Below are 20,130 nucleotides of genomic sequence, written 5' to 3' on the forward strand. Positions count from 1 at the left end.
AACTGAGGCCACCAGGGGCGGCGGGCACGGAGCCCGCCGCCCCTGACGCACGAGCGCCCCGCTCACCCCGAATCGCCCGACACCGCCCCGTCGTCCCTCAGCGAGAGCTGGGCCGGGCGGCCCCGCGCGACCTGGCGCCCGGCCCGCTCCGCCGCCTGCTCGGCCCGGACCAGCGCACGCACCGCCCGCCGGGCCTCGCGGCACTCGGCGGCACTGACCCGCGCCGGCCGGCGCCCCCCGGCGACGGCCGGTCTCGACGCCGAGGCCACCGTCACGGCGAGCCCGACCACCACCAGCAGCACGACGCCGAGCACCCCGGCCGCACCCAGCAGCGCGTACCCCCCGACGCACGACACCGCCGCCAGCAGTGCGAACGCCTCCGCCCGCCGCCCGCGCCGCCCGCCGGGCATCCCCTTCGCATCCGTGTACATCCGCGTCCCCTCTCTCCCGCACTCCCCCGGCCGCCCGCGCGGCCGAGGTAACTCCATGTGAGCGCTACTTCATCCGAGAGTGACATACGGCTCTGACAAACGGCGGCGGTTCTCCCGCTCCGACCCCACGGATCTCCCTCCGCTTCGACGCTTCCCCACGCCCTCTCCACTGCTCATCCAGCCACCCCGCTCCCCCGCCAGGGTTCCGCTTGCTTCTCCGCCCTGGTCCGGTCGACGGCTCCCCCACACCTCGTGCGCCCCACGCGCCCCGGACCGCGCGCTCGCACCGGCCGTCTCACCCACCCAGGTGAAGCGAAGGGGTACCGGAAAGGGCGCGGGACCGGAAAGCGACCCCCCGGCCGTACGGGCGCGTGCCATCCTGGCCGGATGAACGGACCGGAGATCCTCCTCACCTTCGCGCCCGAGCTGGGCCTGTTCGTCTCGCGCGAGCGCCGGACGGGTCCCAGCACCGTGCTCACCGACGGGGCCTCGACCCTCGGCCACGTGGTGGAGTCGCTCGGCGTCCCGCTCACCGAGGTGGGCTCGCTCACCGTCGACGGCCGCCAGGTGGCACGCGGGCACGTGCCCGCCGCCGGGGAGCACGTCGCCGTGGGAGCCGTGGCACGCCCCCAGCCGGTCGAGGGCGCGCCGCCGCGCTTCCTCCTCGACGTGCACCTGGGCACCCTGGCGCGCCGGATGCGGCTGCTCGGCATCGACACCGCCTACGAGAGCCACGACCTCGGCGACCCCGCCCTGGCCGCCCGCTCCGCCGCCGAACAGCGGGTCCTGCTCAGCCGGGACCGGGGCCTGCTGCGCCGCCGCGAACTGTGGGCCGGGGCGTACGTCTACAGCGACAGACCCGACGAGCAACTACGGGACGTCCTCGGCAGGTTCGCCCCCACCCTGGCTCCGTGGACGCGGTGCACCGCCTGCAACGGCGGACTGCGCGACGCCGACAAGGACGAGGTCGCCCGCGATCTGGAAGGCGGCACGAAGGCCACGTACGACGTCTTCGCCCGGTGCGACACCTGCGGGCGCGTCTACTGGCGCGGTGCCCACCACGACCGGCTGGAGACCATCGTCCGCCAGGCGCTCCGCGAGTTCGGCAAGGTGCCGGCCGGGGCCTGACGCCCCGGCCGGCCCACCCGGTCAGCCGCCGAGCTGGGCGGCGAGCAGGGCCGGATCGGTCGTCGGCGCGTCGCAGACGAAGCCGCGGCAGACATACGCGGTGGGCGCGCCGTCGGCCGGCACGCGCCCGGCCAGCAGCGGCAGTTCGCCGTCGGCCGGACCGACCGCGACGACGGCTCCGGGCGCCGCCGAGAGCAGCGCCGTACGGTGCAGCCCGGCGGTACGCGGGTCGTCCGGGTCGCCGACCACGGCCACCTCGCGGGGACCGTCGAGCAGCGCCTCGGTGACGGCCAGGCCGTGCCCCATGAAGCGCGGCACCTTCGGGCCGAGCGCCGCCACCACACCGAGCGCCCGTTCGGCCGCGGTGCGGTGCGGCTCGGAACCGGTCTGCGCCGCGTAGCCGAGCAGCGCACCGGCGGCGGCGGTCCAGCCGGACGGGGTGGCGTTGTCGGTGGGGTCCTGGGGGCGCCGGATGAGCTGTTCGGCGTCGGAGGCGGTGTCGTAGAGGGCGCCGCTCTCGTCGGTGAAGCGGTCGATGACCCCGTCGAGCAGCAGCCCGGCGAAGTCCAGCCAGACGCCCTCACCGGTCACGGAGGCCAGCACCAGGAACCCCTCGGCGACGTCGGCGTAGTCCTCCAGGACACCGGCGTTGCCGGAGGCGTGGCCGTCGCGGGAGGTGCGGGTGAGCCGGGCGTGGTCGTCGAGGTGGACCCGGACCAGCAGGTCGGCGGCGGTCACGGCCGCGTCGACGAGGTCCTGCCGCTCGAAGCAGGCCCCGGCCTCGGCGAGCGCGGCGACAGCCAGCCCGTTCCAGGCGGCCACCACCTTGTCGTCCCGCCCCGGCTCGGACCGGCGCAGCCGGGCCTCGTACAGCCGCTCGCGGATCGCGGCGATCCGCCCCGCGTCCCACACGGCGCCGTCCTCCTGCGGCAGCCGCAGCACCGAGGCGCCCTCCTCGAAGGTCCCCTCCTCGGTCACACCGAAGTGGGCGGCGGCGATCCGCCCGTCCTCCTCCCCGAGCACCTCGATGAGCTGCGCGGGCGTCCACACGTAGTACGCGCCCTCCACCATCCGCCCGCTCGCGTCCGCACTGTCGGCGTCGAGCGCCGAGGCGAACCCGCCCTGCGGGGTGGCGAGGTCGCGCACCAGGAACTCGGCCGTCTCCAGGGCCACGCGCCGCGCCGGCTCCGAGCCGGTCGACCGCCACAGGTGGGTGTAGAAACGACAGAGCAGCGCGTTGTCGTACAACATCTTCTCGAAGTGCGGCACGATCCACTCCCGGTCGACGGAGTAGCGGGCGAAGCCGCCGCCGAGCTGGTCGTAGATACCGCCACGGGCCATCCGCTCGGCGGTGTCGGCCGCCATCTGGAGCGCGCCCTCGGCGCCGGTGCGGGCGTGGTGGCGCAGCAGGAACTCCAGCACCATGGACGGCGGGAACTTGGGCGCACCGCCGAACCCGCCGTGCGCCGGGTCGTACTCCCGGGTGAGCCCGAGCAGCGCCCGCGCCGCCTCCTCGGCGCCGGGCAGCCGAGGCTCCCCCAGCGTCAGCCGCCGCTCCCGCAGGTCGGCCACGATCTTCCCGGCCACCTCCCCGACCTCCCCGCGCCGCTCGGCCCAGGCGACCCGCACGCCTTCGAGGACCTCCCGGAAGCCGGGCATGCCGTGGCGGGGCTCCGGCGGAAAGTACGTCCCGAAGTAGAACGGCTCGGCCTGCGGCGTCAGGAAGACGGTCATCGGCCATCCCCCCTGCCCGGTCGCCGCCTGCACCGCCTCCATGTAGACGGCATCGACGTCGGGCCGCTCCTCCCGGTCCACCTTGATGTTGACGAAGTGCGCGTTCATCACTGCCGCGACCACCTCGTCCTCGAAACTCTCGTGCGCCATGACGTGGCACCAGTGGCAGGCGGAGTAGCCGACGGAGAGCAGGACGGGGACATCACGCCGTTTCGCTTCCTCGAACGCCTCAGGTCCCCACGGCCACCAGTCGACCGGATTGTCGGCATGCTGAAGCAGATAAGGCGAGGTCACACCAGCCAGCCGGTTCATGAGACCCAGCCTCTCACAGCGCCTGGCGCGACCAGTGAATCGCTGACGAGCCCGCCCCACTTGGCCGAATTGCACTTGTGAGCCATCACGTGGGTGAAGGCGCATCGCCCCTTTTGCGCTCAGGTCACCCCTACGGACGCTGAAAGTTCTGCCTCGATCCAAAGCCGGTGCCCGAACGGAAGCGGGCAGTACGCTGAGTCGAGCAGCAGCGCATCCTCGAAGGAGGTACTCCATGACCGCCGAGATGGTGGCGCCCGCGTGGATGCATACGCAGATCAGCGCGGAGCAGTACGACTCCTGGTCCGAGGAGCAGTGCGCCGGCATCGAGATCGTGGACGGGATGGTCGTCGTGAGCCCGAGCGCCTCCAAGCGCCACAACCGGCTGGCCCGCATCCTGGCCAACGCCCTGGACGCCGCCGCGGGCCCGGACTGGAACGCCGACACGGACTTCGACGTCCGCCTGCAGGACGTTCCCCTCACCAACCGCCGACCGGACGTCGCCGTCTACCGGGCGGAAACCATCGACCTCACGCCCACCCGCCCCGAGCACGTACTCCTGGTCGTCGAGGTCGTGTCGCCCGGTTCGGAGACGACGGACCGGATCGTGAAGGTCGACCAGTACGCCAAGGCCGGCATCCCCTTCTACTGGCGGGTCGAGCAGGCCGCCACCGGGGTCCCTATCGTGTACACCTACGTTCTCGACCCCGCCACCAAGGCTTACAGGGACGGCGAGATGTTCACCGGCACCGTGAAGGCCACCGCGCCATTCACCGTCATGGTCGACCTTGGGGTCTTGTGAGAAACCGAGAAGGCACGTCCAATGCGGCGAAGCCAGACAGACACCGCGTCTATGGGTTCTCAGAGGGCCGGCCGTGCCGCCGCCGAAGAGCCGGGCACCCTTGTGCGCGCGACCGGAGACGGTCGCGTACTGGGAGACAGTCGCGTGTCGACTGCCCCTGGGCCGTAGGCTTGGGATACCGAAGAAGCCCGCCCTTCCCAGTCCCCACCTGCCACTTCTTGGATGCCTTTCCTCATCGCTCACCAGGACGGTCTTCAGCCAACGCGGCATGAGGCGGTTTGAAGCCTCTCCCCGCAGGGCGACTTCGAAGGGCCCATACCTTCGTCTCTCGCACAGCATCGCTTCTGGGAACTGTCCTACGAACAGATCCCTTTCCGCTTTCAGGCCAGGCCCTCCTCTGCCTCGCCCTCCAGCGCATCAGCGTCCTGTTCACGATGCTCCGCGACGGAACCATCTCCGAGTCCCGAACCCACACCGCCACCCTCACCGCATGAATGGGACCTCCCCAAAAAAGACCACAGCACGGGATTGGCGAACGTCATAGAGGCGCCTCCTCGAGTTGGCGGCCTCCATCAGCGGGCCCTTCCGTGAGACGGGTCATGTCCCTCGCCATGGCGCCCAGATGCCCCAACGCCCCAGGTGCAAGTGAGGGAAGCAGCGGAATCGTGCGAGTCCACGCGTCGGATCGCAAGAGTCCCAGCGCGACGTCCCGGGCCGTCTCCTCGGCAGGGGGACTGTCGCGGTCGGCGGCTCTCGCGAGCGCCAGGAAGGTCCGGATCACCCGGTCGTGGGCGCCGCTGTCCGCGGTCGGCGCCACCTGAGTGCCCGCCAGGTGCGCGGCGGCGGTACAGAGCGCCGCCGCCCGGTCGTCCGGCGTCCGCGCCGCGTCGGCGTGCCGCCACACGGCAGCGGTGTCGCGATTCACCGCTGCCAGGAGCGCCAGTTCCGCAGAGGACTGTGGTCCCGGCCGACGGGCGCGCCGCCATCTGCCGACCGAACTTTCGGCGGCGTTCACGGCTTCGTCCGGAAGGCACCGGAGTTGTTCCAACAGGGCGAGGACGGCCATCGATCGTTCCGGTGCAGCCATGGAGGGGGCGGCCACGCGCAGCACGGCCCGGCCGAGCGTGTCGCTCAGCCGGGGGGCCGGGTTCCGGACGTCAGGGAAGGCAAGAAGCAGCGCCGCCAGCTCGGGGAGAGGCACGCGTGGGGTGCCCCTCTCCATCCGCCGTGCGAGGACCTCCACCAGCGGCTCAGCGACGCGTGCCGCCGCCTCCGGGCAGTGCCGTACGAGACCGGCGGCGACGGCCGTCAGTGCCTGCAGCCGTTGCACGGTGTCTCCTGTCACCATCGCCGTGGCCGCGACCTCGTCCCCCACGTGGGCGAGGGCTTGGGCCACGGCGTTGGCCAGATCGGGGGCGGCTTCGGCGGGCAGCAGCTGGGCCGCAGCCCGGGCGTGACGGGCGCCCGGATCGTCGTGTCCGGCGAGGGAACAGCCGAGGGAGAGAGCCGCCAGGTGACACACGCGGGCATGTGTGCCGGGCAGGTGCCGCACGAGCGCTTCAGCCTCGTCCGATGCGCCTGCCGCGCCCATGGCCTGGCAGAGTTCCGCAGTCCAGTCTTCAGAGAGATACGGGGTGCTCGCGGGCTGTGCCGCAGGTCGGCTCCGCAGGGCTTCCTCCAGAAGTTTCCTTCCGTGGAGGAGACGTCCCGCACTCACCTGGTCGTCCACCTCCAGAAGCAGTGGGAGGAGAGGCTGCTCCGGACGATCGGGGTACGGGCCGTCGCCGGGGCGCAGCAGGCCGGTCGATCGCCGGTGCGGGGCAGGGCGGCGGGACGAGGGGGAGGGCCGCGTACCCTCGGGTTCTGTTGGTGTGGGCTGTGGTGCCCGGGTGGCTTGAGCGCCGCGGGCCACCCGCGCTTCGTTCAGCGCCGCCCTCTCCGCGTCAGCTTTCCTGCGCTTCGCCTTGCGCTCCGTCTCGCTCTTCTCAGCGGCCTCCTTTGCCGCCTCGCCGGCCCGTCGCGCCCTCTCGTTCACAGCTGCGTCAAGGATCGATTGCGCCCGTTCCAGCAAGGAGTCTCCGAGAATCCCGATGCGCTGGTCTTCCGGTACTGCCTCCATCTGGCGTCTGACACCGTCATGGTCGCCCATCGCCTTCATGGCCACTGCGGCCCCGGCCAGGCGCTCCAGTGTCCCGGCGAGTTCGCGGCGCAGGTGGGCGCGATCAGTTTCGGACAAGGCATCGGACGGGGAGTCGGAGTCCCCCAGCGCCTCGATCGCCCGATGCGTCCGGGCTCGGGCCCTCCGCAACTGCTCGGCGGCTCGGCGGTGTCGCTTCGCGGGCAGAGCGACAAGCACCGACGCCGCGGTGGCCAGGACGTCGACCGCTCCCAGTCCTTCCGTGTCGCCGAGTTCCTCGCAGACGGCCTCGACGCGATCGCCAGCGTACGGGCCAAGGTAAGGCGTCACCTGCGCCAAAGCTCCGTAGAGTTCCACTGCCGCGGTCCGAGCGCGCAGGTCTCCCGCGCTGAGCGTCTCCGCTCGGGAGTACAAGGTCATGACGGCACCCAGTTTCCCTGCCGCCTCGGTGATCGCCGCCGTTCCGGCCGCCGAGTCTTGTAGCACCGCGCGGAATATCGGCCGGGCGGCGTCGAGACCGTTCAGATGGGCGAGCGTCCCAGCGGCGCAGAGGAGTCGTACGTACGGCTCGGGTTCTCGGAAGGAACCGGGAAAGCCTCGATGCGCACGGTCCCGAGCCAGCCACTCCGCCGCCTCCCGCACGAGGGCGTCGACATTCAGATGGGTCTGTCCCACGGAGGGTTGTCCCGCGTACGCCAGTTCCACCGCCGTGTCCGCCAGGTGTACGGCCCTGTCGACGGCCGTGGGCGCGGAGCGGGCCAGGCCGCGTGCGCGTTCTGCTTCCCCGAGGCGGACGTAGAGAGCCGGGGCTCCGTCGGGCACGTCTGTGTCGTGCACCCTGCGCAGTAGGGACCGCGCACCGTAGAGGGAGGTGAGGGCCGCCAGACGGTCGGCGGACGTGACGTCCGCCGCCGCACCGATCTCCTTCTCGAAGGCGTCCAGCTGAGCGAGCGGGATGTCCGGCCCGGCCGAGCGGGCAAGTCGACGCAGGCGGAGCAAGTCGAGGACATACGAAGCGCGTTCAGCGGTACTGGTCAGCAGGCGGAGCTGATGTGCCAAAGGGTACGGAGGAGTGTTCTCCGGCCAGCCGGCGGCGCGCCACCCCCGCGACCAGAGCAGCAGTTTCTCGGTGTTCCGCAGGACCGCAGCCCCACCCACTTCCTCGCGCACCGCGCGTACGAGACGGTAGTCCGCCAAGGCGTACGTCCCGAGCACCGGATCCTCGGTCACGACGGCGCGCCCCGTCGGGCCCTGGACCAGGCGGTCGAGATGGTCTGCCGAGAGCCCGGTCAGCTCTGCCAGGTCCGTGATCCGCAGGCCGCCGTCCGCCACGGCCAGCAGCCCCGCAACCGGTTCGCCCAGCGCGATGGCGTCGGGTGGTGGCTGTCGGAGCCTCGGTACCCCTGCGATGGGCAGGAGCGTTCGCAGATGACGGCTCTGACGCAGTGGATGCCGCTTCTCGGGAACGTCGCGGGGAACAGGGGCGCAGCGGCGGAGAGAGACGATGACGCGCATGTTGGGCGGTGGGAGGGAGGGCAGAAGCGCGGCGATGCTCTCGCGCGCGGATCTCCGTACACCTCGGTCCGGTTCATCGGGTTCGACCCCGAAGGGGCCCCCGGGCTTCGGAGCCGAGCCCTTGCCTGCCCGGCCCGGCCCTGCCACGTCGCCTGACCAGGCCACATCGTCGTCGAGTCCGTCGACCACGAGCAGGAGGTTCCGTTCGTGCTTCGCGCTCTTCTCAGCGGCTTTGGCGAAAAGGGCGTTCCACGCCCGAGTGCCCCTGGGGACGGAACTCCCGGACCCGTCGAGGAAGTGGGCAATCTGGCCGGCGATCTCGTTCTCGAACGCGGCTCGTGTGTCCGTGGCGTGGGCGGCGGAGACGAAGAAGGTCAGGATGTCGCAACCCGCCGGGGGTTTCTGACGGACGTAACCGGCGAGCAGCGTCGTCTTGCCCACAGGGCCGTCGGAGTGCCAGCAGAGGTAGGACGGTGCCCCGGGACGGGAGTCCTGGACAAACGCCTTCATCTCCGCACGCTCGTTCGCCCGTGCATGGACCTCGGCCGCGGAGACCTCGGGGACCGAACCGTGCAACCCGATGAAGCGAAGGCCAGGGTCCGCCTTCCGCCGGTTCACGGAAATCTGCCCGTACTGCGCGTTCGTTGCCTCTTCCTTCGCCGCCCGCGAGGCGGCCTCCCACTCGGCGTCCGAGTACGTCGGAGTGCTGTGTCCACTCCGCGACCTGGCCGTTACGGCCAAGAAGTCACGCAATCGATCCGGTGAGGGGACCGTCTTCCCCTCGATCCAGTTCTGCAGCGTCGAGCGAGGGACGCCCAACTCCTCGGCCACACCGCCATAAGGGAGCTCGGGGGGCCACACCTCCTGCAGCATTCTGCGCAGCTCGTTCCTCGCGCGTCTGGCTGAACCCTTCACCGGCCCACTCCCATTCGTGTTCGCTGCGCGGAAAACTCGGCTGCTGCCGTACGACTTCAGGCTCTCGACCTGCGGAAACCGTGGTGCGATGGTCGGCGCAACTTCTCGGCACAAGGCCGCCGCCGTCAGTCTGGAGCCATCACCTCAGCAGCCGAAACCGGCTCCCGACAGAAGGACGTACCATGTCGCAGCTCCCCGAACTCCTGCCCTACACACTGTTCTTGAGCGGGACAGCCGGTCTACTCTATGTGGTCGCCCTGCTCGCCGTGGCCCTCGTCTCCGTCTTCGCCTCCGCACAGGATCGCCGCAAGGACGCACGGACGACGCTCAGCATCCTTGTGCATCGACGACCGCGTTGAGTGTGGGCATGCATCCGATACCGCGCGCACCGGCGCTTGTGGCGGGCCCTGCTCAAGTGGAACAAGCTCGTGGCCTTGAGCGGGAACTCGGGTGCGTGTAGTGCACTTGACTGCAGTGCTGCTTCACCGGCGTCGGTGACCTGAAATCACCTATCGGGCACGGTAGTTATCCGAGAGAATCCCGTGTGCTGCCCTGCTCAAGCCGTGTCGGGGCCTGCAGCTCTGCGACCGTCGAGCTGCAGGCCCCGACACGGAAGGAGTGGCATGGGAGAGGCAGCACGCAAGTGGCTGGGCCGCCACAAGGGGGAACTGTTCCTCATCGTGGTAGCCGGAGTGGTCAGCGCAGTCATGGCCAAGGTGGTCGACCACCTCTGGTAGATGACCGTTCTCGACGCAACCTGCGCGTCGAGAACGGCCGGCCCCAGCAGTGAGTGGTTCCCGTTCCGCGCACACGGGACGGGAACCACTCACATCTCGCCGGTCTCCCGGTGAGGGACTGCCAGAGGCGCCGATACATCGGCAATTCCCGAGTTTAGACCTTTGCGCAGACGCCATCCGGCCGGGTGATCGAATGTTTGAACCAACGAAGACCATCAAGGCTGGCGAAGTGCTTCCCGCTCGTCGCGGGAGTGGCCCATCGGGAGCCTGCAGAGCCCTGAAATGGGCTTTCCCCGCGTGGGCGGGGACGTCCCGCACTTCCGGTCCCCCCGGGCCGGACCGGATTGCGGCTCGATGCGGGGGCACTGCCCTCGCCCGAGCCGCCACCTGTTGACTTTCCGGCTATTGAACAGAAGGAGGTGGCACGGACTTGCCCGAGGCCCGACCGCAGATTCCCGCCGGACAGTGCGCCAGCTGGGATCCTCGCTTGCAGCCGTGCATCCCCGCCGTCGACCTCGACGGGGCGACCGCGCACCACTCCCTGAGCGCGGTCTTCAACCGGGCCGACGACCTGGCTGCTCTCGACTGCACCTCGCCGGGCGAGACTGTCGCCGTCATCGAGTACTTGTTGGCCATCTGCTTCGCCTCCGGCACCTGTCCGTCCTCCGACCAGGACTGGAATGCCTGGATTCTTGACCAAAGGCCCCTCGCACCGGCCGCCGAATGGCTGTTGAAGCAACCGGGGGACTCCTGGGACCTGTTCCATCCCACACATCCCCTGGCCCAGAACTCCGACCTGGCGAAGGACCTCCGCACGAGCGGCACCGGAACCGCTCAGCTGATCATCGAGCACTCCGGTGACTACCACCAGCACTTCGACCACCATCACCTCGAAGGCGACAACCCTCTCCCGGCAGCAGACGCGTTCCGCGCCACCCTCACACAGCACGTATACGGCCCTTACGGACGGGCACGCATGTCCGGGGGCGAACTCGGCGCCAGGGTCACCAATCTCGCGGCGGGCCGTCTGACGGGCCGTATCCGGATCGTCGCCCTGGGGGGGACGCTCGGAGAGACGCTGCGCCTGAACCTCTATCCGCCCGACGGGCCGGGGAAGCCGCTCAACACCTCCTGGACCACGTCCGTCCTCGAGCAGCCCAGGTTCGAAGAGAAGCGGAAGCCCCGGGCGCCGCGGAGCTCCGCGGATCTGCACAGCACCCTGGGGCGTTCCATCCTGCTGCACCCAGCACGCGGCCCACACGGGCAGCTCATGGTCGACCGGGTTCTGATCGGCGCCGGTGAGGTACTGGATCTCGACCCGGCACGTCATCTTCAGGACGCCGTGTACAGCACGACGACGAACGGCGTGTCCAAGCCCCTGTGGCCCTCCCCCAGCCGAGCCCTCTGGCAACAGGCCCATGCCCTGTACGGCGCCGTCAACGACGGCCGGGGGGGGATGTACGCCCGGCTGCGGTCCCTTCTCCCGTACCGGCGACCGGAGCCGAAGGGGCCAGACCCGGAAACGCAGCAGGGCGCCCCGTACCATCTCTGGGCAGTCGGCCTCCTGGCCAACAAGACACTCCCCGTCATCTGGACCCACGGCGCCTACCCCTATGCCCCGGGCATGGCCACGCACCTCTACCGTGCGTCCCGCCGCGGCTCGGACATCGCCGAATACCTGGCGCAGACCCTCAAGAACGCGGCGATCGTAGCCGCGGAGACGGCGTTCCCCGCCATGAGGGCCGCGGACGAAGCCGGTCAGGTGGCACGTCTCGATGCCCGGTACGACTTCTGGCCCGCAGCCGAGGGCCCTTTCCTCGAACTACTGGATGAGGTGGTCGACCGGGGGTTCGAGGACGACGACCCGGTGTCCGCTCCCTTGGTCGCCTACGCGCTGAGTTTGATGATCACTGCTCGCACCCGGTTGCTCCAGCTCCTCGACACCCTGCCACCCGGCGACCGCTACAACCGAGCGCGAGCTCGGGCCGTAAGGCTTTTCGAGGAGGCTGTGTCCGGCGACCGGGCCCCAGCCGAACTCCGAGGGGAGACAGCACTTGACTGAGCAGGACCAGCCGGCCGGTACAGGGACGCCCGGCTTTCCGCACGACAGCGCGGCACTCACCACTTGGCTCACCACCCTCGTCCGCAACCGCGAGTACGGGACGCTCGCCGAACTACGCCGGTCCCGGGTTCGCACCAACGCGCACATCCGCGCGGGCTGGTACGGAGGCGACGACCACCGGGACCTCTTCGAGCGGGTTGCCTTCCTGTTCGCGATCTACCACCAGGGGCACCCTGCCCCCTCCTACGGTTACGGCAGTCTCGGCACCGCGGCCCGCAGGATCGGGGACGGAATCGGGCGCGGGCCGGACAATCCCGGCGCCCAGAGGCTTCTGGACCGTGTCGTCGCGAGCCGACGTGTTCCCTGGCGACACCTCCAGCACGCGATCACTCGGCTCCGTTCCTGCGAACAGCCCCCACCATCCTGGACCACCCTGACCGAAGACCTCATCCGGTGGAACGACCGCAAGGCGCGCATCGCCTACGAGTGGTCGGTCCACTTCCACACCCCTCCGGGAACAGCAGGGAAGCGCGGAACGAACCCATGACGCGAGCGACTCCTCCACCAGCGATGCCACCGACGACTCGAAGGGACACCACTCTCGTGACCGAGCCAACTCGGAGCCAGTTCCTCTCCTTGCACCTCATCGAGACCCTGGCTGCCGTCCTTCCCGTACGCGACGAGAACGGGCAGCCCAAATCCCTGGTCTTCGGCGGTGTGGAACGCCACATGATCACGAGCCAGGCCCGCAGGCGCGCCGAGCGGGTCCACGCCCGCAACCGGGCCAATGCTGGCTTGGGGGAGCTCAAGGGACGAAGCATGGGCGTCCGTACCCGGGAGTGGGCCCTTCTGGCCGGCCGTGAACTCGAGTCCGCCCACGGCTGGGACCGAGACAGGGCCCTGGTCACGGCCCGCGCGGTGATGGAAGCCAGCGGTCTCAAATTCGGCGATCCGAAGAAGAAGACCGTGGCCAATCTGACCAAGGTGCTCATCTTCGCGCCGTCCGACGCCGGAGCGAAGATCGCGCGCCACATCGTCGACCGGGCGGCGGAGGTCGAGGAGTGGCGCGACGCGTATCTCGAAGCCCAGGCTCGTATCGAGGCGACGAAGAAGACACGCCGCGGGGCGAGGCGCAAGGACATGGCAGAACCGGATGCGGAGAAGACCCCCGCGGAAACCGCCAGGGCCGTCGCCCTGCCTCCGCTGCCCAAGACCACCCGCGACGCCGTTCTGCTGGCCCTCGCTCCTCGGGACGCCGTGGACATCGCTCTTTACGGTCGGTTCCTCGCCGAGATCCCCGACTCGCCCAATGTCGACGGCGCCGTCCAGACGGGACATGCCTTCACGGTGCACGAAGCGGAACAGATCGAAGATTTCTACGCGGCTGCCGATGACGCAAAGCTAGATCGCAAACGCAATGCTCTCGATTTCCTCGACGCCGCGGACGACGCGGGCGCGGGTATGACCGGGTACCAGTCCCTGATCTCCGGCACCTTTTACCGACACGCAGTCCTCGACCGTACGCAGCTTCGCGTCAATCTGAGAGTAGCCGGAATGGGCGAGGTCGAGGCCGAACAGGTGGCGTACGGGGCCGAGAAGGAGTTTGTGAACGCCTTCGTGGAGGCGTTTCCGGAAGCGAAGAAGAACTCCACCGCGTCCACAGGCTCGCTGCCGGCGCTCGTCCTCGCCTTCGAAGGGGAACGTCCCTACAACTACGCGTCCGCCTTTCAGAGGCCGGTCGACGAGGGGCTCTTGTCGGCCGGCGGGGAAGGACCGGCGGGACCCGCCGCCGTGCGCAGGCTGCTGCGCCACCACACCTTCGTCAGCCGCCGTCGCAGCGATCTGCGCACCACGCGGTTGCTCACGTACGCCCCCGAGATCGATCTGCTCCTGGGAGAGCTGGAACTGCCGGAGTCGCTGTCCGTGGTGGAGCGGGCCGAGGACCTCACACCGTGAGCGGCACGAACGACTCGCACGTCCTCCTCATCCGGTTGGCGGGCCCCCTGCAGTCCTGGGGCATCGACGGCAGGTTCGCCCGTCGCGACACACGCAGCCGTCCGACGAAGTCGGGCGTGATCGGCCTGTGCGCCGCGGCCCTTGGACTGCCCAGGGAAGAACCCCTCGGGGAACTCGCCGAGGTGCGCTTCGGAGTGCGGGCCGACCGACCCGGCACGTCACTTCGCGATTACCACACGGTCGGCGGCGGAAAGTATCCGCTGCGTCCGCGGGACCTGATCACCGACCACCAGCGAGCTGCCAAGGCAACCACGGACTCGTTGCCAGTGCCACCGCCGGACGACGCTCGGGAGCCCGGCCCGTTCGGATGTGCCGAGCTTCATGCCTGGTACGGCTCACCGAAATACGTCGCCGCCGACCCGAGGTCAGGAGTGCTCGTCTCCGGAGAGGTTCGCCGCCACAGTCTGATCACAGAGCGCTGGTACCTCGCCGACGCCGCCTTCCTCGTCGGTCTCGAGCACCAGGACAGGGGTCTCCTGGAGCGTGTGGCCCACGCCCTGGAGTACCCGAAGAGGCTGCTCTGGCTCGGCCGCAAAGCCTGTCCGCCGTCGGGTGACCTCGCCGTCGGTATCGCCTCGGGCTCGCTCAAGGAGGGCTTCGAGACACATTCCCTGCTTCCCGATGCCGTCGGTCCCGAAGCCGAGCCTTCGGCAGCCGCGCAGCGCATACGCCCGTGGGCCTGGATCGAAAGCAGACGACCGCTCCCCGGCGTCGGCCCCCTGGCCGACCAGCCCGTGCAATTCGGGGCGGACGGAGGGACCCACAGCCTCCGCTGGGAGACCCGCCACCGCATCACTATCGCCGAACACGCCCGTGGATGGGACATCATCCTGTGAATACGAACACCACCTCATCGGACGTTTCGTCGGGCGCGGACCGGGCTGCCAGATTCGTCGCCGCGCAGACTCTGCTGACCCTGGACGCCCGACATCCTTTCGTCGGCAAATCGCTCATCGACGCACAGGACATGCACCGAACCGTGATGAGCGGCTTCCCCGGCTGGGTGAACGACGGCAGCCCGGATCCCCGTGCCCAGATGGGCATCCTGTCGACCTGGACCGTCGATCTCCGGCAGGCGCAGCTCAACCTGGTGGTCCAATCGTCGCTCCCCGCTGACTGGAGCGGCATTCCCCGTGCGGCTCTGGCCGAGAGGCCGGAGCCCCTCGCCGTCGATCGAACCTTCCGCTTCGGCGACAGGGTCACCTTCCGCACAGTCGTCAATCCCGTCCACAGCGTTCCGCCTCCACCGGGCTCTCCCCCGAGGACCCGAGGTACCCGCGTTCCCCACACACGCCCCGAACACGTGAAGCGATGGTTCGTGCGCCGCCTCCAACCGCCCGGCGAACCCGCGATCGCCCCGGACGGCGTCACCCGCATCGGAGCCAACGCCGATACCGATCGCATCGCCGTACATATGCTCCCGACCGTTTCGAGCCCGGCACCTCATAAGGGCCTGCGCATCGCTCGTGCGGAGATCAAGGGGACCCTCACGGTCACGGACCCCACGGCCTTCGTCGCGGCCCTCGCCCAGGGCATCGGCCACGCACGGGCGTACAGCTGCGGGCTGATTCTCGTACGCTGAACCCTTGCGAGAACGGCCCGAAGCGACGGCCGCTCGGTCGGACGGCTCGACGTCCCGGAACAGCAGGCCAGGGTGCGGCAGCACCGGACCTGCCGTGCGCTCAGGCTTGCGGCTGAACAGTTTTGAGCATCTGCAGAGCGACCTGGATCTCCTCGACCGCACTGGCGCGGTCATCGTCGCTCGTGTGGAAGTGCATGGTCTCGTTTACGGATCTTTCGAACCCGATCCATGCGTTCGGCGAAGCTCTGCTGCGGGAACTGAGCCTTTTCCAACCTCACGCCGAAGCGTGGTGAAGGACGAGGATGGCCTGGACGATCGTTGTGATGCGGTTGGTGCTGCAGCAGAGCTTCCGTAGGAGGCGCCGGCCCTTCAGGGCGGCCGTGGCCTGCTCTCGCCGAGGCAGCGGGTCTTGGCGTGCGTGCTGTTGTGGCGGCGCTGCCACCGCTTGAGGCGACGGCCGTGGAAGGGCACCGGATGGAGCTGCCGGCGCCCTGGTATGCCTTGATCTGTCGGTGACGCCATGAACCATCATCACTGTCGGCCCAGCACTTGAGCCCGGCGTCGGTGAGTGCGTCGACGATGCCGTGGGTGCGGGCGGCGGTCAGGTCGTGGGTGGATCCGGGAAGCGCGGGTGAGGCCCGCAGCAGGCGGCCGAACGGATCGGTGAGGACCTGGACGTTCATGCCGTGGCGCTTGTGTGTGCCCGAGTAGTACGGGGTGTTTGCAGCGATCCGGTCGATCGGCAGCAGGGTGCCGTCCAGGATCACGAACGCCTTGGTCCGCGCGACGCGCATCGCCTGGGCCAGGGTGGGCGCGAGAGCGGCCAGAACCTCGACGGCCTCGCGTATGTAGCGGTACGCGGTCGCGATGCCGATACCGAACCCGGCAGGGAGCTGGGCGTATGTGTCACCGCAACGCGGATGGGCCAGAGCGAGGAGAGCCTGGCGACCGGCAGAAAGGCGCCGCCACCGGGTCCCGATCCCCCCTCGCCGTACAGCGAGTCGTCCGGTCAGGTATCGCAGAGTGCGACTGGACAGGTCGATCGACGACGGGTAGACAAGCACACGAAGCTCCTGGCAGACGGCGGATCTTGGTCGTGACCCGTCTACCAGGAGCTTCGTCGTTACGTCGATCCGTCCAACACGCGGCCAGCACCGTCAGGTTGGAAAGGGCTCAGTCTCCCTCTCGTCGTCCGCTCCGGCGCGCACCATCCAAGCCCGTACAGCGCCCACGTCGTCCCCCGAACCTGTCTTAACTGAATATCGAAGTGTGATTCGTCGAGGCTACTAGCCCGGGGCTCCTGATCATGAAACGCGAGGTCACCACTCCGACTCACAGCAACCGCACGCATGAACAGCCCTCGCGATGTAATAGAGCTTGTCCTACACTTTGGGCATGAAGTCAACCCGCGCTGGAACCACCGAGAACATCTCCGTGTCCATGCCCACCGAGCTGGTCAGCGAGCTCCGCTCCCGAACCGGCCGCCGCGGGCTGTCCAGCTACATCACCGAAGCCGTCAGGCACCAGCTCGCCATGGACGGACTCGCCGAGATCGTGGCGTTTCACGAGGAAGAGCACGGCGCGCTCACGGAGCAGGAGATCGAAGCCGCTCGCCGCGAGCTGTTCGGAGACGTGAACGCCGAGAATGCCGAGCGGGGCGCCGCGTGAAGGAGCAGCCAGCCCGCTCGCTGGTACTCGACTCCGAGGCGCTCTCTCTACTCCTGCGCAACGACCGCGGCCTGGCGGCTCTCATCGAGGCATCCCGGCGGGCTGGAGTTCCCGTCCTCGTGTCCGCACTAACCATTGTTGAAGCCGTGCAAGGGAAGACCGATCTTGCGCGCCTGAAGTGGCTGCTCTCCCGACTGCGGGTGGAACCGGTCAGTCAGGAGGATTCCCTCACAGCAGTGGCACTGCTCCGGGACGCCGGCGGGCTGCATGGACACAAGTACGCGATCGACGCCCTCGTCGCCGCGCTCGCGCTCCGCGTCCTGGCCCCCGTGATCGTTCTGACTTCCGACCGTGACGACTGGTCGAAGCTCTGCGGGAATCGCGTGATCATCAAAGAAGTGTGAGCACAGCCCCAACTGCTGGGTTCGCGAGTTCACTGGCACCAGTAGCCGACGGACAGCAGGACAGCATCGCGGACGGGCACGAAGAGCCACGCGCAGACCGGCATCACCCTGCGGTCCGCTCGTCCTCTTCCGAGTGCGCCTGCGCCATGGCCATTCGCCCTCTTCCTCCACGCTGTGCGGTCCCCCGGGTTCACCTCCCGGATGGGGGCGGGGTGGCGGGCCCCGCTCCGGGCGAAAACCAGGAGCCCCACCCCGCCGTCCCCTCGCATACTCGCCGCATGGACACTCCCTCCGACCGCTTCCGCGACCCGCGCTCCACCCTGTACGACTTCCTCGGCCTCGTGCTCGTGCGGTGTCCGGGGTGCATGCGGGCCGCACGGGTGGTGCCGGTTCCCGGCGACGACGGTCAGGGAGGGGGCGGCATCTCTTCGCCGCGAGGCGGCTGGTCTGCGGGGCTTCACGGAGGTACGGCGGCACGCCGCTGATGTTCCCGCTCGGTGCCGCCGGCCCGGCGACCGGCCCCTGCTTCGGCAGACCTCTGTGGTTCCGGGCCGAGACCCGGCACGGGCTGTTGTGGGCGTACGACCTCGACCACCTCGACCTGGTCCGCCGGTACGTGCGGGCCTCGCTGCGGGAGCGGGCGCCCTGGGACGACACGGGACAGAGGATGCCCCTGGCGGCCCGGCTGCCGGTATGAGTCAAGCGGGCCGGGAACCGGGACGAGGTGCTCCGCGCCCCGGACCGGATGCGCGCCGGGGCGCCTGCGGAGGGCGGGCGTGCAGGAGCGCACCGGGGGCGTGGACGGGGCCCCGGAGACCCCGAAGAGCCCCGGCGCGCGGTGTGCGGCCGGGGCGGTGTGGGCCTGGCGGTGGCCCGGTGGGGCTACTTGCCCGTGGAGCCCTGGGCGGCGGTGCCGCTCGGAGCTGCCTCGGGCTCGCTGAAGTCGACCTTGCCCATGTGGCGGTTCATGGACTTCATCAGGGCCCAGACGGCGAGGGCCATCACGGCGAACACGATGAACCCGAGGACGCCCGGGGTCACCTTGTTCTCGTCCAGCTCCTTGGCGAGGGGAACGAGGTGCGTCATTGCCAGGTTTGCGCTAGCGCTCATGTCAGCCATTGTCGCGGATGCCCGCGAAGAGGTCGTGCTCGGGGAGGGACGTGGCGACGTGCGACTTGGCCAGCTCGTACTCCTCGGTGGGCCAGACCTCCTTCTGGAGCTCCATCGGGATGCGGAACCAGCCGCCCTCGGGGTCGATCTGGGTGGCGTGTGCGACCAGCGCCTTGTCACGGATCTCGAAGAAGTCCGCGCAGGGCACGTGGGTGGTCAGCTCGCGCTCGACCTGTTCCATCTCGTGCCACCGCGCCAGCCACTCCCCGTACGGCGACTCCATGCCGCGCGCGAGCAGCGCCTCGTGCAGAGCGGTGGTGCGCGCACGGTTGAAGCCCTGGTTGTAGTAGAGCTTCATCGGCTGGAAGACCTTGCCGAACTCGTCCTCCGGGAAGCGCTCCGGGTCCCCGGCGCCCTCGAAGGCGACCATCGTGATCTTGTGGGTCATGATGTGGTCGGGGTGCGGGTAGCCGCCGTTCTCGTCGTAGGTCGTGATGACCTGCGGGCGGAAGGCGCGGATCGACTTCACCAGGCGGCCGGCCGCCTCCTCGACGTCCTCCAGTGCGAAGCAGCCCTCGGGCAGCGGCGGCAGCGGGTCACCCTCGGGCAGGCCGGAGTCGACGAAGCCCAGCCACTCCTGCTGCACGCCGAGGATCTGGCGGGCCTCCTCCATCTCCTTGGCCCGCACCTCGTGGATGTTCTCCTCGATGTACGGGTCGCCCTTGAGTTTCGGGTTGAGGACGGAGCCGCGCTCGCCTCCGGTGCAGGTCACGACCAGCACGTCCACCCCCTCGGACACATACTTCGCCATGGTTGCCGCGCCCTTGCTCGACTCGTCGTCGGGGTGGGCGTGCACGGCCATCAGTCGCAGCTGCTCTGTCAAGACTTGATCCTCGTGTATACGGCGCCCTCGGTACATCGGCGCGATGGTCGGCTTCTATAGTGACCGAACCGGACGGCGGAAAATTCCGGTGCCCCCAGCCCGAGAGGATTGATCATGAGCGCGGTGCGCGAGGACCTTCCCGAGGGCCGGTACGGACGGGCCCGGTCCGCCGACGAGCGGACGGACCACCGGCTGAAGGTGACCGGCGCCGTGCTGGGAACGCTCTTCCTCGCCATGATCGTCTGGTTCGGCTGGTCGCACGTGACCAGCACCACGATCAGCGGCGAGATGATCAAGTTCGACGTGTCCGCCGCCGACGAGGCCAAGGTGCACCTGGAGGTGCGCAAGGACCGCGACGGCGCCGGCTACTGCACCGTGCGGGCCCTGTCGGAGGACGGCGCCGAGGTCGGCCGCAAGGACGCCCTCTTCGACCAGGACGCCGCCCGCGTCGACCAGGTGATCTCGCTGCGGACCACCTCCCGGGCCACCGCCGTCGAGCTGGTCGGCTGCTCGCCCGCCTGATTGGATACGCGCCGCGGCAGGCGACAACGCCCGCCGGACTGAGCCGCGGAACCCGCCGCGACCTGCGACGACGCCGCACCCGCCAGATTCGTCCTCCCCCTTTCGCGCCTGAATTGTTAGGCTCGTGGTTTCGCCCACCCGGTACGGAACATCCTTCCGAGTAGGGCGATGCTTT

16 protein-coding genes and 2 pseudogenes are annotated in these 20,130 nt (G+C 69.4%); 12 read left to right on the plus strand and 6 right to left on the minus strand.

What is annotated here, in order from left to right; all coding sequences use genetic code 11:
- Nucleotides 1-62 precede the first annotated feature (62 nt).
- A complete protein-coding gene (locus tag ACSLIC_RS08245; RefSeq protein WP_436737035.1) occupies nucleotides 63-431 on the minus strand; it encodes a hypothetical protein in 369 nt (122 codons plus the stop codon).
- 387 nt (nucleotides 432-818) lie between these two features.
- On the opposite strand from ACSLIC_RS08245, the gene ACSLIC_RS08250 reads away from it, so the two are divergent.
- A complete protein-coding gene (locus ACSLIC_RS08250) occupies nucleotides 819-1,559 on the plus strand; it encodes a Mut7-C RNAse domain-containing protein (RefSeq protein ID WP_436737036.1) in 741 nt (246 codons plus the stop codon).
- Between the two features lie 21 nt (nucleotides 1,560-1,580).
- On the opposite strand, the gene ACSLIC_RS08255 is transcribed toward ACSLIC_RS08250, so the two are convergent.
- Nucleotides 1,581-3,605 (minus strand): thioredoxin domain-containing protein, encoded by a 2,025-nt coding sequence (locus tag ACSLIC_RS08255; RefSeq protein ID WP_436737037.1) that lies wholly within the window; start codon nucleotides 3,603-3,605, stop codon nucleotides 1,581-1,583.
- A 232-nt stretch (nucleotides 3,606-3,837) separates the two neighbouring features.
- Here ACSLIC_RS08255 and ACSLIC_RS08260 point away from each other — a divergent pair, with 232 nt between their 5' ends.
- The gene (locus tag ACSLIC_RS08260) at nucleotides 3,838-4,404 is read left to right on the plus strand and encodes a Uma2 family endonuclease (protein ID WP_436737038.1); all 567 of its coding nucleotides are present in this window, start codon (nucleotides 3,838-3,840) and stop codon (nucleotides 4,402-4,404) included.
- Nucleotides 4,405-4,942: 538 nt separating this feature from the next.
- Here ACSLIC_RS08260 and ACSLIC_RS08265 read toward each other — a convergent pair.
- A complete protein-coding gene (locus ACSLIC_RS08265; protein WP_436737039.1) occupies nucleotides 4,943-8,929 on the minus strand; it encodes a hypothetical protein in 3,987 nt (1,328 codons plus the stop codon).
- Nucleotides 8,930-9,153: 224 nt separating this feature from the next.
- Here ACSLIC_RS08265 and ACSLIC_RS08270 point away from each other — a divergent pair, with 224 nt between their 5' ends.
- The 6 genes from ACSLIC_RS08270 to ACSLIC_RS08295 all read left to right on the plus strand — a co-directional run bounded on the left by ACSLIC_RS08270 (nucleotide 9,154) and on the right by ACSLIC_RS08295 (nucleotide 15,368).
- On the plus strand, nucleotides 9,154-9,330 hold the full coding sequence (locus ACSLIC_RS08270) for a hypothetical protein (protein ID WP_436737040.1): 177 nt from the start codon (nucleotides 9,154-9,156) through the stop codon (nucleotides 9,328-9,330).
- A gap of 808 nt (nucleotides 9,331-10,138) precedes the next feature.
- Nucleotides 10,139-11,770 (plus strand): type I-E CRISPR-associated protein Cse1/CasA, encoded by a 1,632-nt coding sequence (locus ACSLIC_RS08275; protein WP_436737041.1) that lies wholly within the window; start codon nucleotides 10,139-10,141, stop codon nucleotides 11,768-11,770.
- On the plus strand, nucleotides 11,763-12,317 hold the full coding sequence (casB, locus tag ACSLIC_RS08280; RefSeq protein WP_436737042.1) for a type I-E CRISPR-associated protein Cse2/CasB: 555 nt from the start codon (nucleotides 11,763-11,765) through the stop codon (nucleotides 12,315-12,317). Before ACSLIC_RS08275 ends, casB begins: the two co-directional genes overlap by 8 nt.
- Nucleotides 12,318-12,373: 56 nt before the next feature.
- Nucleotides 12,374-13,726, plus strand: a complete 1,353-nt coding sequence (locus tag ACSLIC_RS08285; protein ID WP_436737043.1) for a type I-E CRISPR-associated protein Cas7/Cse4/CasC — start codon at nucleotides 12,374-12,376, stop codon at nucleotides 13,724-13,726.
- On the plus strand, nucleotides 13,723-14,622 hold the full coding sequence (cas5e, locus tag ACSLIC_RS08290) for a type I-E CRISPR-associated protein Cas5/CasD (protein WP_436737044.1): 900 nt from the start codon (nucleotides 13,723-13,725) through the stop codon (nucleotides 14,620-14,622). The genes ACSLIC_RS08285 and cas5e overlap by 4 nt, the downstream gene beginning before the upstream one ends.
- Entirely contained in the window at nucleotides 14,619-15,368 is a 750-nt protein-coding gene (locus ACSLIC_RS08295) for a type I-E CRISPR-associated protein Cas6/Cse3/CasE (RefSeq protein ID WP_436737045.1), read from the plus strand. Before cas5e ends, ACSLIC_RS08295 begins: the two co-directional genes overlap by 4 nt.
- A gap of 274 nt (nucleotides 15,369-15,642) precedes the next feature.
- On the opposite strand, the pseudogene ACSLIC_RS08300 reads toward ACSLIC_RS08295, so the two are convergent.
- A pseudogene (locus ACSLIC_RS08300) lies at nucleotides 15,643-16,432 on the minus strand (transposase family protein).
- Nucleotides 16,433-16,763: 331 nt separating this feature from the next.
- Between ACSLIC_RS08300 and ACSLIC_RS08305 the strand changes: the two are divergent.
- From ACSLIC_RS08305 to ACSLIC_RS08315, 3 genes and pseudogenes are all read left to right on the plus strand, one after another.
- Complete coding sequence (locus ACSLIC_RS08305; protein WP_436737046.1) at nucleotides 16,764-17,036, plus strand: hypothetical protein; 273 nt, start codon at nucleotides 16,764-16,766, stop codon at nucleotides 17,034-17,036.
- The gene (locus tag ACSLIC_RS08310; protein WP_436737047.1) at nucleotides 17,033-17,440 is read left to right on the plus strand and encodes a PIN domain-containing protein; all 408 of its coding nucleotides are present in this window, start codon (nucleotides 17,033-17,035) and stop codon (nucleotides 17,438-17,440) included. The genes ACSLIC_RS08305 and ACSLIC_RS08310 overlap by 4 nt, the downstream gene beginning before the upstream one ends.
- Nucleotides 17,441-17,718: 278 nt before the next feature.
- Nucleotides 17,719-18,227: pseudogene (locus ACSLIC_RS08315) on the plus strand (hypothetical protein); the annotation flags it as partial.
- A gap of 95 nt (nucleotides 18,228-18,322) precedes the next feature.
- On the opposite strand, the gene ACSLIC_RS08320 reads toward ACSLIC_RS08315, so the two are convergent.
- Nucleotides 18,323-18,559: a hypothetical protein gene (locus tag ACSLIC_RS08320; protein WP_436737048.1), complete on the minus strand. Its 237-nt coding sequence runs from the start codon at nucleotides 18,557-18,559 to the stop codon at nucleotides 18,323-18,325.
- Entirely contained in the window at nucleotides 18,552-19,433 is an 882-nt protein-coding gene (gene mca / locus ACSLIC_RS08325) for a mycothiol conjugate amidase Mca (RefSeq protein ID WP_436737049.1), read from the minus strand. Before mca ends, ACSLIC_RS08320 begins: the two co-directional genes overlap by 8 nt.
- A gap of 114 nt (nucleotides 19,434-19,547) precedes the next feature.
- Between mca and ACSLIC_RS08330 the strand changes: the two genes are divergently transcribed.
- Nucleotides 19,548-19,955, plus strand: a complete 408-nt coding sequence (locus ACSLIC_RS08330) for a DUF4307 domain-containing protein (protein WP_436737050.1) — start codon at nucleotides 19,548-19,550, stop codon at nucleotides 19,953-19,955.
- Nucleotides 19,956-20,130 lie beyond the last annotated feature (175 nt).

It is taken from the genome of Streptomyces sp. BBFR102, from assembly GCF_051397025.1.
In the GTDB taxonomy this organism is placed as follows: Bacteria; Actinomycetota; Actinomycetes; order Streptomycetales; family Streptomycetaceae; genus Streptomyces.

Bases quoted from the DNA above. Each gene is read 5' to 3' on its own strand.
- ACSLIC_RS08245 (WP_436737035.1), bottom strand. From the start codon at position 431: ATGTACACGGATGCGAAGGGGATGCCCGGCGGGCGGCGCGGGCGGCGG.
- ACSLIC_RS08250 (WP_436737036.1), top strand. From the start codon at position 819: ATGAACGGACCGGAGATCCTCCTCACCTTCGCGCCCGAGCTGGGCCTG.
- ACSLIC_RS08255 (WP_436737037.1), bottom strand. From the start codon at position 3,605: ATGAACCGGCTGGCTGGTGTGACCTCGCCTTATCTGCTTCAGCATGCC.
- ACSLIC_RS08260 (WP_436737038.1), top strand. From the start codon at position 3,838: ATGACCGCCGAGATGGTGGCGCCCGCGTGGATGCATACGCAGATCAGC.
- ACSLIC_RS08265 (WP_436737039.1), bottom strand. From the start codon at position 8,929: ATGCTGCAGGAGGTGTGGCCCCCCGAGCTCCCTTATGGCGGTGTGGCC.
- ACSLIC_RS08270 (WP_436737040.1), top strand. From the start codon at position 9,154: ATGTCGCAGCTCCCCGAACTCCTGCCCTACACACTGTTCTTGAGCGGG.
- ACSLIC_RS08305 (WP_436737046.1), top strand. From the start codon at position 16,764: ATGAAGTCAACCCGCGCTGGAACCACCGAGAACATCTCCGTGTCCATG.
- ACSLIC_RS08320 (WP_436737048.1), bottom strand. From the start codon at position 18,559: ATGGCTGACATGAGCGCTAGCGCAAACCTGGCAATGACGCACCTCGTT.
- ACSLIC_RS08330 (WP_436737050.1), top strand. From the start codon at position 19,548: ATGAGCGCGGTGCGCGAGGACCTTCCCGAGGGCCGGTACGGACGGGCC.